At 73.2% G+C, this 15,373-nt stretch carries 14 protein-coding genes; all 14 read left to right on the forward strand.

What is annotated here, in order from left to right:
• Positions 1–11 precede the first annotated feature (11 nt).
• Positions 12–593: an aminoacyl-tRNA hydrolase gene (gene pth / locus Q8R60_16010; protein ID MDP3713981.1), complete on the forward strand. Its 582-nt coding sequence runs from the start codon at positions 12–14 to the stop codon at positions 591–593.
• Positions 590–2,047, forward strand: coding sequence for a fused MFS/spermidine synthase (locus tag Q8R60_16015; protein ID MDP3713982.1), 1,458 nt, complete (start codon positions 590–592; stop codon positions 2,045–2,047). The genes pth and Q8R60_16015 overlap by 4 nt, the downstream gene beginning before the upstream one ends.
• A gap of 240 nt (positions 2,048–2,287) precedes the next feature.
• Entirely contained in the window at positions 2,288–5,755 is a 3,468-nt protein-coding gene (mfd, locus tag Q8R60_16020) for a transcription-repair coupling factor (protein MDP3713983.1), read from the forward strand.
• 76 nt (positions 5,756–5,831) lie between these two features.
• Positions 5,832–6,905 (forward strand): peptidylprolyl isomerase, encoded by a 1,074-nt coding sequence (locus Q8R60_16025; GenBank protein MDP3713984.1) that lies wholly within the window; start codon positions 5,832–5,834, stop codon positions 6,903–6,905.
• On the forward strand, positions 6,902–7,906 hold the full coding sequence (locus Q8R60_16030) for a MazG family protein (GenBank protein MDP3713985.1): 1,005 nt from the start codon (positions 6,902–6,904) through the stop codon (positions 7,904–7,906). The genes Q8R60_16025 and Q8R60_16030 overlap by 4 nt, the downstream gene beginning before the upstream one ends.
• 12 nt (positions 7,907–7,918) lie before the next feature.
• Positions 7,919–8,494 carry a hypothetical protein gene (locus Q8R60_16035; protein ID MDP3713986.1) on the forward strand — a complete coding sequence of 192 codons (576 nt, stop codon included), beginning with the start codon at positions 7,919–7,921 and terminating at the stop codon, positions 8,492–8,494.
• Positions 8,491–10,065, forward strand: coding sequence for a DUF885 domain-containing protein (locus Q8R60_16040; protein MDP3713987.1), 1,575 nt, complete (start codon positions 8,491–8,493; stop codon positions 10,063–10,065). The genes Q8R60_16035 and Q8R60_16040 overlap by 4 nt, the downstream gene beginning before the upstream one ends.
• A gap of 54 nt (positions 10,066–10,119) precedes the next feature.
• Entirely contained in the window at positions 10,120–11,403 is a 1,284-nt protein-coding gene (gene eno / locus Q8R60_16045; GenBank protein ID MDP3713988.1) for a phosphopyruvate hydratase, read from the forward strand.
• Entirely contained in the window at positions 11,403–11,906 is a 504-nt protein-coding gene (locus Q8R60_16050) for a septum formation initiator family protein (GenBank protein MDP3713989.1), read from the forward strand. The genes eno and Q8R60_16050 overlap by 1 nt, the downstream gene beginning before the upstream one ends.
• Before the next feature lie 59 nt (positions 11,907–11,965).
• Positions 11,966–12,397: a DUF501 domain-containing protein gene (locus Q8R60_16055; protein MDP3713990.1), complete on the forward strand. Its 432-nt coding sequence runs from the start codon at positions 11,966–11,968 to the stop codon at positions 12,395–12,397.
• A complete protein-coding gene (locus Q8R60_16060) occupies positions 12,394–13,335 on the forward strand; it encodes a Ppx/GppA phosphatase family protein (protein ID MDP3713991.1) in 942 nt (313 codons plus the stop codon). The genes Q8R60_16055 and Q8R60_16060 overlap by 4 nt, the downstream gene beginning before the upstream one ends.
• The gene (locus Q8R60_16065) at positions 13,322–13,708 is read left to right on the forward strand and encodes a cupin domain-containing protein (protein ID MDP3713992.1); all 387 of its coding nucleotides are present in this window, start codon (positions 13,322–13,324) and stop codon (positions 13,706–13,708) included. Before Q8R60_16060 ends, Q8R60_16065 begins: the two co-directional genes overlap by 14 nt.
• Positions 13,709–13,915: 207 nt before the next feature.
• On the forward strand, positions 13,916–14,458 hold the full coding sequence (locus tag Q8R60_16070; GenBank protein ID MDP3713993.1) for a DUF6318 family protein: 543 nt from the start codon (positions 13,916–13,918) through the stop codon (positions 14,456–14,458).
• 103 nt (positions 14,459–14,561) lie between these two features.
• Entirely contained in the window at positions 14,562–15,344 is a 783-nt protein-coding gene (locus tag Q8R60_16075) for a hypothetical protein (protein ID MDP3713994.1), read from the forward strand.
• Positions 15,345–15,373 lie beyond the last annotated feature (29 nt).

Below are 15,373 nucleotides of genomic sequence, written 5' to 3' on the forward strand. Positions count from 1 at the left end.
GGACCACGGACGTGCCCGACGACAGCTACCTCGTCGTCGGGCTGGGCAACCCCGGCCCGGCCTACGCCGGCAACCGGCACAACGCCGGCTTCATGGTGCTCGACCTGCTCGCCGAGCGGGCCGGCGGACGCTTCAAGGCCCACAAGGGCCGGGCCGACCTCGTCGAGGGGCGGCTCGTCGGTGCGCGCGTCGTGCTGGCCAAGCCCAAGTGCTACATGAACGAGTCCGGTGGGCCGGTCGCGTCGCTGCGCGACTTCTTCAAGGTCCCCGCCGAACGGATCGTCGTGGTCCACGACGAGCTCGACATCCCCTACGGCACGGTGCGCCTCAAGCTGGGCGGTGGCGACAACGGCCACAACGGGCTGCGGTCCATCACGAAGTCGATCGGCACCCGCGACTACCTGCGGGTGCGCTTCGGCGTCGGCCGCCCGCCCGGCCGGCAAGACCCGGCCGACTTCGTGCTCAAGGACTTCTCCGCCGCGGAGCGCAAGGAGCTCCCCTTCCACATCGACCGCACGGCCGACGCGGTCGAGGCGCTGCTCGCCGGGACGCTCGAGTCCGCGCAGAACACCTTCCACGCCGACGCGTCGTGAGCACGACGGTGGGCGACCGCGTCGGCGCGGCGCTGGTGGTCCTCACCTCGGCCGCGATCCTCGTCCTCGAGGTCATCGCCAACCGGCTGGTGGCGCCGTACGTCGGGCTGACCCTCGAGACCTACACCGCCTCGATCGGCGTGGCGCTCGGGGCCATCGCCGCCGGGGCCGCCCTCGGTGGCCGGCTGGCCGACGTCGTCAGCCCCCGGGTCTGGCTCGGCCCTGCGACCGCGCTCGGCGGCGGCCTGCTGCTGCTCGCCCGCCCGATCGTGGTGCTGGTCGGCCCGGAGGTCGGGCCGGGACCGTTCTCCACCGTGCTGCTGGTCGCCCTCGCGGTGGCCCCGGCCGTGCTCGTCCTCGGCTCGGTCACCCCGGGGGTCGTGCGGCTGCGGCTGCGGCGGCTCGAGGAGACCGGCCAGACCGTCGGTCGGCTCTCCGCGCTCGGCACCCTCGGCGCGCTCGCCGGGACCTTCCTCACCGGCTTCGTGCTGCTGTCGTCGCTGCCGGTCTCGCGGGTGCTGCTCGTCACCGGCACGGTCCTCGTCGTCGTCGGGCTCGTCCTGTCGGTCGGCTCGAAGGCGTCGCTGCCGCTGCTCGGGGTCGCGACCGTCGCCGCCTCGCTGCTCATCGTCGTGCAGGGCCCGTGCGACGTCGAGACCCGCTACTACTGCGCCCGCGTCGACGCCGACCCGCTGCGGCCGGGCGGGCGGACCCTGGTGCTCGACGGCCTGCGCCACTCCTACGTCGACCTCGACAACCCGTCCTACCTCGAGTTCTCCTACACCCGCCGCATCGGTGACGTGCTCGCCTCCCGCCCGACCGGACCGCTGCGCGCCCTGCACATCGGAGGCGGCGGCTTCACCGTGCCGCGCCACCTCGCCGCCGTCCGCCCGGGGTCGCAGAGCCGGGTCCTCGAGGTCGACCCCGGTGTCGTCGAGGTCGGGCGCGAGCGCCTCGGCCTCGTCACCGGACCCGACCTCGAGGTGGTCGTCGGCGACGCCCGGACCTCCCTGCGCGCGGAGACCTCTGCGTCGTACGACGTGGTCGTGGGTGATGCCTTCGGTGGGCTGGCCGTGCCGTGGCACCTGACGACCCGCGAGCTGGTCGAGGACGTACGCCGGGTGCTCGACGACGACGGCCTCTACGTCCTCAACGTCATCGACCGGCCGCCGCTGCGCTTCGCCCGGGCCGAGGCGGCGACGCTGCGCGCGGTCTTCGCCGAGGTCGTGCTGCTCGGCACGCAGGAGCTCGCCGACGGGGAGGCCGGGGGCAACGTCGTCCTGCTCGCCTCCGACGCCCCGATCGACCGCGCCCGGCTGCAGCAGCTCGCCGACGCGCGTGCCGTCGGCGACGGGGTCCACGAGACCGAGGCCTTCGCCGGACGCGCGCGGGTGCTCGCCGACGACGACGCCCCGGTCGACCAGCTGCTCACCCCCTACGCCGACCGCGCCTGACCCGGGCTCGCTGGCCGACCCCTTTTCCTGCGGTGATCTTCGCCCTCTTGCGGTCGGCTGAGCGTGACCGGCCGCAACGCGGCGAAGATCGTCGCGGTGGACGGACGTAGGCTGGGCCGGTCCCACTCCTACCCCCCGGTCTCGGCCGAGCGGGGTCGCTCGTGCTGCACCGGAAGGCCCGCCGTGTCCCTCGCAGGACTGCTCGACGTCGTCGTCACCGACCCCGCCCTGCGGACCGCGCTGGCCAGCCCCGAGGTGGCGAGCCTCGACCTCACGGCACCGAGCGGGATGCGGCCCTTCGTCGTGGCGGCGCTGGCCCGCACCGGCCGCACCGTCCTCGCGGTCACCGCGACCGGCAGGGAGGCGGAGGACCTCGTCACGGCGCTCGGCAGCCTCATGGACGCCGACCGGGTCGCGCTCTACCCGAGCTGGGAGACGCTGCCGCACGAGCGACTGAGCCCGCGCGCGGACACCGTCGGACGGCGGCTCGCGGTCCTGCGCCGCCTCAAGCACCCCAGCGCCAACGACCCCGCGACCGGTCCCGTCGAGGTCGTCGTCGCGCCGGTCCGCAGCATCCTGCAGCCGCAGGTCCCGGGCCTCGGTGACCTCGAGCCGGTGCAGCTCGTCGCCGGGCAGGACACCGACCTCCAGGAGGTCGTGCAGCGCCTCGTCGACATCTCCTACGCCCGCGTCGAGCTGGTCGAGAAGCGCGGTGAGTTCGCTGTCCGCGGCGGCATCCTCGACGTCTTCCCGCCGACCGAGGAGCACCCCGTCCGCGTGGAGCTGTGGGGCGACACGGTCGAGGAGGTCCGCTACTTCAAGGTCGCCGACCAGCGCTCGCTCGACCCGGCGGGCCACGGGCTGTGGGCACCGCCGTGCCGCGAGCTGCTGCTCACCCCGCAGGTCCGCGAGCGGGCCCGGCTGCTCGGCGAGACCCACCCCGAGCTGCTCGAGATCACCGAGCGGATCGCGGACGGCACCCCGACCGAGGGCATGGAGGCGCTCGCTCCGGTGCTGGTCGACGACCTGCAGCTGCTCGTCGACGAGCTGCCCGCCGGCACCAGCGTCGTGGTCTGCGACCCGGAGCGGGTCCGCACCCGCGCGCACGACCTCGTCCGCACCAGCCAGGAGTTCCTCGAGGCGTCCTGGGCGACCGCGGCCGTCGGCGGTGCGGCTCCCGTCGACCTCGGCGCCGCGGCCTACCGCAGCCTCGTCGACGTCCGCGACCACACCCGCGGCCTCGGCGTCCCGTGGTGGACCATCAGCCCCTTCACCTCCGACGAGGAGCTCGAGGACGACGCGGTCGTGCTCGCCGCCAAGCAGCCGCCGGCCTACCGCGGCGAGACCGAGCGGGCCGTCGAGGACGTGCGCGCCTGGGCCCGCGACGGCTGGCGGGTCGTGCTCACCACCGAGGGCCACGGCCCCGCGGAGCGGCTCGTCGAGGTGCTGCGCGGCGCCGACGTCCCCGCGCGCCTCTCCGATGAGCCCACCCTCGAGCCAGGCGTCGTCCACGTCTCGACCGGCTGTCTCGACACCGGCTTCACCAGCGAGCTGCTCAAGACCGTCGTGCTCACCGAGACCGACCTCACCGGCGCGCGCGGGATGGGCTCGAAGGACCCGAGCAAGCGGATGCCGTCACGGCGCCGCCATGCGGTCGACCCCTTGCAGCTCAAGGCCGGCGACCTCGTCGTCCACGACCAGCACGGCGTCGGGCGCTACGTCGAGATGGTCCAGCGCACCGTGCAGGGCGCGACCCGCGAGTACCTCATCCTCGAGTACGCCAAGGGCGACAAGCTGTTCGTCCCCACCGACCAGCTCGAGCAGGTGACCCGCTACGTCGGGGGTGAGGGCCCGTCGCTGGACCGCCTCGGCGGCGGTGACTGGGCCAAGCGCAAGGGCCGCGCCAAGAAGGCCGTCAAGGAGATCGCGGCCGGTCTCATCCAGCTCTACAGCGCCCGCATGGCCAGCCCCGGTCACGCCTACGCCCCCGACACGCCCTGGCAACGCGAGCTCGAGGACGCCTTCCCCTACGTCGAGACGCCCGACCAGCTCGAGGCGATCGGCGAGGTCAAGGCCGACATGGAGAAGCCGGTCCCGATGGACCGCGTCATCGCCGGTGACGTCGGCTACGGCAAGACCGAGATCGCCGTGCGCGCCGCCTTCAAAGCCGTGCAGGACGGCAAGCAGGTCGCGATCCTCGTCCCGACGACACTGCTCGTGCAGCAGCACTACGGCACCTTCCGCGACCGCTTCGCGCAGTTCCCCGTCAAGGTCGCCGCAGTCAGCCGCTTCAACTCCGACAAGGAGCAGAAGGCGGTCATGGACGGCGTCACCGACGGCACCGTCGACGTCGTCATCGGCACCCACCGGCTGCTGTCGAAGCAGACGCAGTTCAAGGACCTCGGCCTGGTCATCGTCGACGAGGAGCAGCGCTTCGGCGTCGAACACAAGGAGTTCCTCAAGACGCTGCGCACCGCCGTGGACGTCCTCACCATGTCCGCGACGCCGATCCCGCGCACCCTCGAGATGTCGCTGACCGGCATCCGCGAGATGTCGACGATCCTCACCCCGCCCGAGGAGCGGCACCCCGTCCTCACCTTCGTCGGGCCGTACGACGAGAAGCAGGTGGGCGCGGCGATCCGTCGTGAGCTGATGCGCGAGGGGCAGGTCTTCTACCTCCACAACCGGGTCGAGTCGATCGACCGGGTCGCCAAGCGGCTGTCCGAGCTCGTGCCCGAGGCGCGGGTCGCGACCGGCCACGGCCAGATGACCGAGGACGCCCTCGAGCAGGTGATGGTCGGCTTCTGGGAGAAGAGCTTCGACGTGCTCGTCTGCACGACGATCGTCGAGTCCGGTCTCGACATCCCCAACGCCAACACCCTCATCGTCGAGCGGGCCGACGCCTTCGGTCTCTCGCAGCTGCACCAGATCCGCGGCCGGGTCGGTCGTGGCCGAGAGCGCGCCTACGCCTACTTCACGTACCCCGTCGAGAAGCCGCTCACCGAGCTCGCCCACGACCGGCTCGCGACCATCGCCCAGAACACCGACATCGGTGCGGGCATGGCGGTCGCGATGAAGGACCTCGAGATCCGCGGCGCCGGCAACCTGCTCGGGGGCGAGCAGTCCGGTCACATCGCGAGCGTCGGCTTCGACCTCTACATGCGGCTCGTCGGCGAGGCCGTCTCGGACTTCAAGCGCGGCGGGTCCGACGAGGACGAGGCGCTGCCCGACACCAAGGTCGACCTGCCCGTCGACGCGCACCTGCCGCACGACTACGTCCCGGGCGAGCGGCTGCGCCTGGAGGCCTACCGCCGGATCGCGTCGGTCACCGACGAGGCCGGCCTCGACGCCGTGCGGGAGGAGCTCGCCGACCGCTACGGCGCGCTGCCCAAGCCGGTCGAGAACCTCCTGGCCGTCGCTGCGTTCCGGGTCCACGCCCGCCGCTACGGCATCACCGAGGTGACCCTGCAGGGCACCCAGGTGCGCTTCGCGCCGATGAAGCTGCGGGAGTCGCAGGCGATGCGGATCCAGCGGCTCTACCCGCGCACCGTGGTCAAGCAGACCGTCGACACGGTGCTCGTGCCGCGCCCCACGACCCAGCGCATCGGCGGCCAGCCGCTGCGCGACGTCGAGCTGCTGACCTGGGCCCGTGACCTGCTCGACGCCGTGCTCGGCGACTCCGTCGCGGCCGCGGCCGGCGTCGGCTGACCGCGCCCGCCTCCCGCATGGGAGGATCTGCACCGATCTCCGCTCCTGGAGAGCCCGCCCGGAAGGACCCCACGCAGTGACCCGCACTCCCCGTCGCCTCGCCCTCGGCGCGGCCGGCCTGACGATCGCCCTCGCCCTGACGGGCTGCGGCGGTCAGGTCCGCACCGGTGCCGCCGCGATCGTCGGCGACGAGCGCATCAGCGCGGAGCAGCTGCAGGAGGTGGTCGAGCGCGGCACCGCCGACCCGGCCGCGGCGCAGATCAAGGAGGACCTCGCCGGCTACCAGCGCACGGTCCTCACCCGACTCATCAACCGCGTGATCCTCGAGCGCGCGCTCGCCGACGCCGGTGTCGAGGTGAGTGAGGGCGACGTCGACAAGCAGCTGCAGGTCTACGTCGCGTCGACGCCGACCGGCACCCTCGCCGACCTGGAGTCGCAGGCGGTCTCCAACGGCATCGCCAAGCAGGACCTGCGCGACTTCGTCCGCAGCGTCGTGCTCGACCAGGCGCTCGGCGACGTGCTCACCGCCGACGTCGTCGTTCCGCCCGCGCAGCTGCAGGAGCTCTACGCGCAGAACCCCGGCTACGACCGGGTCCGCAGCGCCCACATCCTCGTGCCGACCCAGCAGCAGGCCGCGAGCCTGCTCGCGCAGGTCAAGGCCGACCCGACGCAGTTCGCCGCGCTGGCCAAGCGCTTCTCCACCGACACGTCCAACAAGGACAAGGGCGGCGACCTCGGGCTGGTCGGTCGCGGGTCGTTCGTGAAGGAGTTCGAGGACGCCGTCTTCGCCGGCAAGGTCGGCGACCTGCTGACCGTGAAGACCCAGTTCGGCTTCCACGTCATCAGCATCGTCGAGCGCCAGACGACCACCCTCGCGCAGGCGACCCCCGAGCTGCGCCGCCAGGCGCTCGAGGGCGAGCGCACCGAGGCCAAGAGCGTCGTGCTGCGCAAGGCCGCCGCCGACCTCGGCATCCGCGTCAGCCCGCGCTTCGGGACCTGGAGCTCGGAGTCGGGCGAGGTCGTCGAGCGCGAGAGCGAGCTGTCGGTCCCGGCCGACAGCAACCCGCTGGCCCCCGACGCCACAACGCCCGAGGGCACCGCGCCTGACGGCGCTCCCGACGGCACGAGCGAGGCCCCGGCCGGCTCGTGACCGACGCCGTGACGCCCGCCCGCCGGGTCGTCGTCGTCGCGACCTCCTCCCGCACTCCCGCCGGCCTGCTGTCCTGGCCGGCCTGGGAGGTGCTGCGCGCAGGGTCGGTGCACGCGCTCGACGGTCACCCGCAGCTGCCCGCGCTGGCCGGTCTGCGCGTCACCACCCACCCCGACGCCGACGACGCGGCGGCGGTGCTGCTCGCCGACGGTGACGCCCTCGTGGTCTGGCTCGCCACCGACGAGGGCCCTTCCGTCGTACGCCGGGTCGGGCAGGCCCTCGTCACCCACCCCGACCCGCCGGAGCTCGAGGTCGTCCGCGGCTCGTGGGACGCGCCCGGGTCGCGGCTGCTCGACGTCGTCGCGGTCATGGACCGCCTGCGCAGCCCCGGTGGCTGCCCGTGGGACGAGCGGCAGACCCACGAGTCGCTGGCGCCCTACCTGCTCGAGGAGGCCTACGAGCTGCTCGAGGCCATCGAGTCCGGCTCGCGCGAGCACCTGCGCGAGGAGCTCGGCGACGTGCTGCTGCAGGTCGTCTTCCACGCCCGGCTGGCCCAGGACCACGACGCCCCGTGGTCCGTCGACGACGTCGCCGGCGACCTCGTCGACAAGCTGGTCCGGCGGCACCCGCACGTCTTCGCGGGCGCCAGCGCCGACGACCTCGAGGGCAGCTGGGACGCCCTCAAGGCGGCCGAGAAGCAGCGCAGCTCGGTGACCGACGGCGTGCCGCTGGGCCAGCCCGCGCTCTCGCTCGCGGCCAAGCTCCAGCGGCGCGCGGGCAAGCTCGGGGCACCGGTCCCGGCGTACGCCGAGGCGGGTGGGCCGCTCTGGCAGGAGGTCGCGCGGCTGGTGGGCGAGGGCCTCGACCCGGAGGCGGAGCTGCGCGCGGTCGCGCGGGCGTTCCGCGACCGGCTCGCCGAGGTGGAGCGCGAGCTCGTCGCGCAGGGCCGGGCGACGGCGTCGCTCAGCGCCGAGGAGTGGCAGGCGGCGCTCGCGCGCTGACAGGATGGCCGGGTGACGGTCATCGGTGTCGTGGGGCGCCTGCAGGTCCAGCGGTCGCGGCTCAAGCCCGGACCCGCGACCACCCGCGTCTACGACCCGGCGCCGCTGTGCGAGGTCGAGGCGCTCGAGGTCGGGCCGCGTGGCTGCCGCGGGCTCATCGATGGCGAGTGGGTGCTCGACGTGCACCACGCCGACCACCCCGACAGCCGCAACGTGCAGCTCGTCAACGGCCTGTCGCTGCTGCCGCGCAGCCACTACGCACGGATGGCCGACCGCTACGGCGAGCACCTCGTCGTCGGTGTCGCGGGGGAGTCGGTGCTGCTCGACACCGACGGCGACCTGACCGTCGACGACCTCGCCGGCGATCTCGTGCTCGAGACCGCCGACGGTGCGGTGGAGCTCGGCGACGCGATGGTCGCCGCACCGTGCGTGGAGTTCTCCCGCTTCGCCCTCGGCATCGTGCCGGGGCCGGTCGGCGACGACGTGAAGGAGGCCCTCGTGGTGCTCGATGACGGGACGCGCGGCTTCTACGTCACGCCGCGCACGACCGCGGTGGTCCGCGTCGGCGACCGGCTGGTGCGGCGATGAGCTTCCACGAGCTGGCCGAGGCCACCGTCGACGACCTGTTGCGGCTGCGCCCCGAGTCGGCGACCGGCCTCGGCGACCACCGCCACGACGACCGCCTCGACGACTGGTCGCCCGCCGGCCTCGCGCAGGAGCGGAAGGTCCTCACCGCCCGCCGCGACGAGCTCGACAGCCTCGACCTCGACGTGCTCGACGTCGACGACGCGGTCGACGCCGACCTGCTGCGCCACGCCCTCGACCGGCGGCTCTTCGGCCTCGACGAGCTGCGCGAGCACACCTGGAACCCCCTCGTCTGGCTGCCGGGCGAGGCCATCTACTCCCTCGTCGCCCGCGACACCACGCCCGCCGCGGACCGGCTGCGGGCGCTGGCGTCCCGGCTCGCGCAGGTGCCCGACCGGCTCGCGCTCGCGACCCGGACCCTCGAAGCCATGCCGCGGGTCCACGTCGAGACCGCGGTCGGCCAGGCCGCGGGCGCGGCCGCGCTGGTGCGTGACGAGGTGGGCCGGCTGCTCGACCAGGAGCCGGGACTGCGCGCGATCGTCGAGCCGGCGCAGGCCGCTGCCGTCGCGGCGATCGAGGGCTACCGCGACTGGCTCGGCGACCAGCCGGCCGAGGGTGACCCGCGGCTCGGCCGCGACCGCTTCGCCGCCAAGCTCCACCTCGTCCTCGACGCGGACCTCTCCGCCGACGACGTCGTCGCAGCGGCCCGCGAGCACCTCGCGGCGACCACCGAGGAGCTCGAGCGGCTGGCTCGCGACTGGACCGGTACGCCCGGGCCCGACGGCGTCCGCGAGGCGCTGGGCCGCGTCGCCCTCGACGCCCCTGACGACGACTCGATCGTCGAGCTCGCCCGCCGCACCCTGGCCGAGACCACCGAGGCCGTGCAGCGCGCCGGCTTCGTCACGATCCCCGACAGCACCTGCGAGATCCAGGTCATGCCGGAGTTCCGGCGCGGCGTCGCGATCGCCTACTGCGACGCACCCGGTGCGCTCGAGGAGGGCGGCACGACCTACTACGCGATCGCGCCGACCCCGCAGGACTGGGACACCCAGCGGGTCGCGAGCTTCTACCGCGAGTACAACACCGCGATGATCACCAACCTCACGGTCCACGAGGCGATGCCGGGCCACGTGCTGCAGCTCGCCCACGCCCGGGCCCACCGGTCCTCGACCCGCGTACGCCGGGTGCTGGCCAGCGGGTCGTTCATCGAGGGATGGGCGGTCCACGCCGAGCGGCTGCTCGTCGAGACCGGCCACGGTGGCCTGCCGGTGCGGCTGCAGCAGCTGAAGATGCAGCTGCGGATGACCATCAACGCGCTGCTCGACCACGGGGTCCACGCCGGCGGCATGACCGAGGCCGAGGCTCTCGCGCTGATGACCGGCGCAGGCTTCCAGGAGGAGGGCGAGGCCGTCGGGAAGTGGCGGCGTGCCCTGCTCACCAGCGCACAGCTCTCGACGTACTTCGTGGGCTACGCCGAGCTCGTGCCGCTGCTCGCGGGGCGCACGCAGTTCGACGAGGTGCTGGCGCACGGCTCGCCCCCGCCGCGTCATCTGCGTGTGCTGCTCGGGGCCTGACCTCCCGCTGGGTAGGCTCGGGTCGTCCTTCCCCCGAGCGCAAGCAGGTGCACCGTGCCCTCCATCGAGGCCGTCGGCGCGCGCGAGATCCTCGACTCGCGCGGCAACCCCACTGTCGAGGTCGAGGTCGCCCTCGACGACGGGACCATCTCCCGGGCCGCTGTCCCGAGCGGCGCCAGCACCGGTGCCTACGAAGCGGTCGAGCTGCGTGACGGCGACAAGGGCCGCTACCTCGGCAAGGGCGTGCAGAAGGCCGTCGAGGCCGTGCTCGAGACGATCGGCCCGGAGCTGCTGGGCCTCGAGGCGACCGAGCAGCGCATCATCGACCAGGAGCTCATCGACCTCGACGGGACTCCCGACAAGTCCAAGCTCGGTGCCAACGCGACCCTCGGCGTCTCGCTCGCCGTCGCCCGCGCGGCCGCGGAGTCGACCGGCCTGCCGCTGTTCCGCTACCTCGGCGGGCCCAACGCCCACGTGCTGCCGGTCCCGATGCTCAACATCCTCAACGGTGGCGCCCACGCCGACACCAACGTCGACGTGCAGGAGTTCATGATCGCGCCGATCGGCGCCCCGACCTTCGCCGAGGCGCTGCGCTGGGGCGCGGAGGTCTACCACGCGCTCAAGGCGGTGCTGAAGGCCCGCGGCCTCACCACCTCGGTCGGCGACGAGGGCGGCTTCGCCCCCGACCTCCCCGCCAACCGCGACGCCCTCGACCTCATCCTCGAGGCCATCGCCCAGGTCGGCCTCACCCCCGGCACCGACATCGCGCTCGCGCTCGACGTCGCCGCGACCGAGTTCCACGGCGAGGCCGGCTACCGCTTCGAGGGTGCCGACAAGACCGCCGACGAGATGACCGCCTACTACGCCTCGCTCGTCGCCGACTACCCGATCGTGTCCATCGAGGACCCGCTCGGCGAGAGCGACTGGGACGGCTGGGCCTCGCTCACCCAGGCCCTCGGCGACAAGGTGCAGCTCGTCGGCGACGACCTGTTCGTCACCAACCCGGTGCGGCTCGCCGACGGCATCGCCCGCGGCACCGCCAACGCGCTGCTGGTGAAGGTCAACCAGATCGGCACGCTGACCGAGACCCTCGACGCCGTGCAGCTCGCGCACCGCAGCGGCTACCGCTGCATGATGAGCCACCGCTCCGGCGAGACCGAGGACACCACGATCGCCGACCTCGCCGTCGCGACCGACTGCGGCCAGATCAAGACCGGCGCCCCGGCGCGGTCCGAGCGGGTCGCGAAGTACAACCAGCTGCTCCGCATCGAGGAGGAGCTCGACGAGGCCGCCCGCTACGCCGGCGCCGCTGCCTTCCCGCGGTTCACCACCGGCTGATGGCCGCCTCCCGCCGCCCGGGGACGGGACGCCGCCCGGCGACCCGCGCCCGGGCGACGGCCCGCACACCGGCCACCTCACGTCGTACGCCGGTCACTCCCGTCGCGCGCGGTCCGCGTGCGCTGACGACCCGCGCGGCCTTCCTCGGGCTGGTCGTCTGCGGCTTGCTCGTGTCCGCGGCGCTGCCGCTGCGCGAGTACCTCGCGCAGCGCGCCGAGGTCGCCGCGGCCGAGCAGGCCAACGCGCAGGCGCGGGCCCGGGTCGCGGAGCTCGAGGCGACCCAGAAGCGGCTCAACGACCCGGCCTACGTCAAGGCGCAGGCCCGCGAGAAGCTGCACTTCGTGATGCCGGGCGAGACGACCTTCCAGCTCATCGTCCCGAAGCCGGCGCCCTCCACGGCGAGCTCCACGACGCCGGCTCCGGCCCCGGTGGTCGTCGCGCCGGAGACCGCGCCGTGGTACTCCCAGCTCTACGCGACCGTGCAGGCGGCGGACGAGCGGTGACGGTCGACCCGGGCGACCGTGAGGTCGTCGAGGCGCAGCTCGGACGCACCCCGCGGGCGATGCGCGGCGTCGCGCACCGCTGCGGCTGCGGCCTGCCCGACGTCGTCGAGACCGCGCCCCGGCTCGAGGACGGCACGCCCTTCCCGACGCTCTACTACCTGACCTGCCCGCGGCTCGCCTCGATGATCGGGCGCCTGGAGTCCGACGGGCTGATGCGCGAGATGACGGCCCGGCTCGCCGAGGACCCGGAGCTGCAGGCCCGCTACCAGGCGGCGAGCGACGACTACATCGCGCGCCGCGACGAGATCGGCGTCCTGCGCGACGTGCCCGCGCAGGGCGGTATGCCGACCCGCGTGAAGTGCCTGCACGTGCTCGTCGCGCACTCGCTCGCCGCCGGGCCGGGGGTCAACCCGTTCGGCGACGAGGCGCTCGAGCTGCTCGGCGACTGGGCCGCGGCGGGCCCGTGCGTCGCCCCGCCCACGACCCCGTGACAGGCACAGTGAGGGTCGCCGCGGTCGACTGCGGCACCAACTCGCTGCGGCTGCTCGTCGCCGATGTCACGGGCGCCACCAAGACCGACGTGCACCGCGAGATGCGCGTCGTGCGACTGGGCCAGGGCGTCGACCGCACGGGGTCGCTCGCGCCGGAGGCCCTCGAGCGCACCCGCCTCGCGCTGCGCGACTACGCCGTCACCTGCGCCGACCTCGGGGTGCAGCGGACCCGGATGGTGGCCACGAGCGCGACCCGCGACGCGCGCAACCGCGAGGACTTCGTCGCCGTCGTGCGGGCCGCGCTCGGCGTCGAGCCGGAGGTCGTCAGCGGTGACGAGGAGGCGGCGCTGTCCTTCGACGGCGCGACCCGCGGCCTCGACCCGGCGACCGGTCCCTTCCTCGTCGTCGACATCGGTGGCGGGTCGACCGAGCTCGTCGTCGGCAGTGACGCGGTCGAGGCCGGGCGCTCGGTCGACGTCGGCTGCGTGCGGCTCACCGAGCGCCACCTGCTGACCGACCCGCCGACCCTGTCGGAGATCGCGGCCGCCCGCGCCGACGTGCTCGTCGCTCTCGACCTGGCGCGCCAGACGGTGCCCGTGGAGAAGGCGGCGACCTCGGTCTTCCTGGCGGGCAGCGCCACGACGGTGGCGGCTCACGCGCTGGGTTTGTCGTCGTACGACGCCTCTCGCACGCACCTGGCGCGGTTCGATGCCGCGACCTTCCTGGCCGCCTGCGACGAGCTGCTCGCGATGCCGCGCGCCGCCCGCGCCGCGCTGCCCTACATGCATCCCGGTCGGGTCGACGTCATCGGTGCGGGCGCGCTCGTGCTCGCCGCCGTCGTCACCGAGCTGGGCCTGACGGAGCTGGTGGTGTCCGAGTCGGACATCCTCGACGGGATCGCCTTCTCGGCGGTGAGGAGCGGACATGGCCAAGGCTGACTGGGTGAGCGCCGTGCGGCGCGTGGACAAGCCGTGGGGGCACGAGGAGGTCTTCGCGCTCGTCGACGGCAAGTTCTGCGGCAAGGCGATCCACGTGACGCAGGGGCACTCGCTGTCGCTGCAGTACCACGTGGAGAAGGAGGAGACGATCTCCGTGCAGTCCGGGCGGCTGCGAGTGGAGGTCGGTCTCCACGAGGACGCGCTCGAGGAGTTCGAGCTCGAGCCGGGTGAGTCGATCCACCTGCTGCCGGGGGTCCGGCACCGCGTGACGGCCGTCGTGGACACGGTGATGCTCGAGGCGTCGACGACGCAGCTGCACGACGTGGTCCGCCTCGAGGACCGCTACGGCCGCCAGGGCACTAGCGCCCCGTAGAACGGCCCGACACGCGGGGATCGCGGGCGCCATCGCACCGGTCCCTGCCGCTGCCGCTCTGCGCCATCGTCGGGAGGTGGCCACATCGCGCCAGCGGTCTGCGCTCGATCGAGGACCGAAGATCTCGATCGAGTGCACCCCTGGGGCCGGTAGGGCTGTCCACAACCTCGGGCGACGTGACCGTTCTGTCCGGATACCCTCCTCGCCATGAGGGGGCTCGTCGCGCTCGGTGCTGTCGCGGTGCTGCTCGCCGGTTGCTCCTCCGACCCCGTGCCCCCGGCGACCCTCCCGCCGCTCACGTCCTCGCCGACGCCGAGCCCTACCCCAGCCCCGACGCCCACGGGCATCAACGCCCCCGACGCGTTCGGTGCCAGCGCCTTCACCAAGCACTGGTTTGGCCTGCTCACCGCGGCGCTGCAGACCAACGACGCCACCGCGTTGATCCAGAGCAGCGACACCGGCTGCGACACGTGCCAAAACTTCATTCGTGTCATCGCCAAGGCAAAGGCCGAGGCTAAGACGACTCCTGACCTTCGCTACAAGGTGCTCTTCGCGGAGTCAGCGCCACCTGAGGATGGGAAGGCGTTGGTCGAAGTCGGCTGGGATGTGTCTGCCTTCAAGGAGTACGACTCGCGCGGTGCTGTCATTCGGTCGGAGCCAGCTGTCACTGCAGAGATCGGGCAGGTGCTGCTGGGGCGAACGGGCGAGGGCTGGGTCGTGTTGGGCTTCCGGCGAACGGGCCGAGGGTGACATGAGGTGCCGTCCCATCGTTGCGGCTGTCGTCGTGATTGTCGGCGCCATAGGCATGTCGGTTAGTCAGGCAGCTCCGTGCCCAGAGAAGTCGGCCGCCTGCGTGGACGCGGTTGATGACGTCTTCAACGGGATCGGGCAGAAGGCGGACCCGCCGTCTGAGCCGGCAGCGGGTGACGGAGCGTCGGTCGCGCTCCCCGGTGTGGCCGACAGCCCGCCGGTACGGGTGACGGTAGAGAGGCTGGCGCCGACGTGCGCGGGCAACACCTGGTCGGACAGCGGGACGTTGTGCACGGGCGCCCTGACGTTGTGCGCGGTCGAGGGTGAGATCGCGTTTTGGGTGTGGCGCCAGGTGATCGAGGTCGGGACGGCTCCTGATCCGAATGCGTGGCGGCGGGTGTCGGGCTTTCGGTGCATCGGGCCGTCCGATCCGGTGGTGGATCCGCGGGTGGCGATCGCGGGGATCGTGCAGCGGGAATTCTCGAGCTACGACATCTTCCGGGGGAGCGTGGTCGTCGACCCCGAGGGGGAGACGCTGGTGGGGTTCCCGACGAGGTTCTGGACGGATGCGCGGGAGTACGAGTTCACGCGGTCGATCCTGGGGCGGCGGGTGGTGATCACGGCGCGGCCGGTGGAGTTCGTCTTCCACTTCGGGGACGGGCAGGTGGCGCGGCGGTCGGTGGCGCCGCGGCCGGAGACCGCGGATCTGGTGCATGACTACGCGGGGCCGGGGTCGGAGCAGGCGTACGTCGTGGTCACGTGGGAGGGCAGTTATGTGATCGAGGGCAGTCCGCAGGTGTTGCAGGTGCGGGGGACGGCGACGACGACGGGGGTGTCGACGCGGGTGCTGGTGCGGGAAGCGCGCAGCCAGTACGAGGGCGGTTAGACACAGGAGCGGTGCCGCTCGGGCCCGGG

This window comes from Mycobacteriales bacterium (assembly GCA_030697205.1).
Taxonomy (GTDB): domain Bacteria; phylum Actinomycetota; class Actinomycetes; order Mycobacteriales; family SCTD01; genus JAUYQP01.

Excerpts from the sequence above, each read along its gene's own strand:
- Q8R60_16070 (MDP3713993.1), top strand. The coding sequence starts at position 13,916 with ATGAGGGGGCTCGTCGCGCTCGGTGCTGTCGCGGTGCTGCTCGCCGGT.
- Q8R60_16040 (MDP3713987.1), top strand. The coding sequence starts at position 8,491 with ATGAGCTTCCACGAGCTGGCCGAGGCCACCGTCGACGACCTGTTGCGG.
- Q8R60_16050 (MDP3713989.1), top strand. The coding sequence starts at position 11,403 with ATGGCCGCCTCCCGCCGCCCGGGGACGGGACGCCGCCCGGCGACCCGC.
- Q8R60_16055 (MDP3713990.1), top strand. The coding sequence starts at position 11,966 with ATGCGCGGCGTCGCGCACCGCTGCGGCTGCGGCCTGCCCGACGTCGTC.
- Q8R60_16065 (MDP3713992.1), top strand. The coding sequence starts at position 13,322 with ATGGCCAAGGCTGACTGGGTGAGCGCCGTGCGGCGCGTGGACAAGCCG.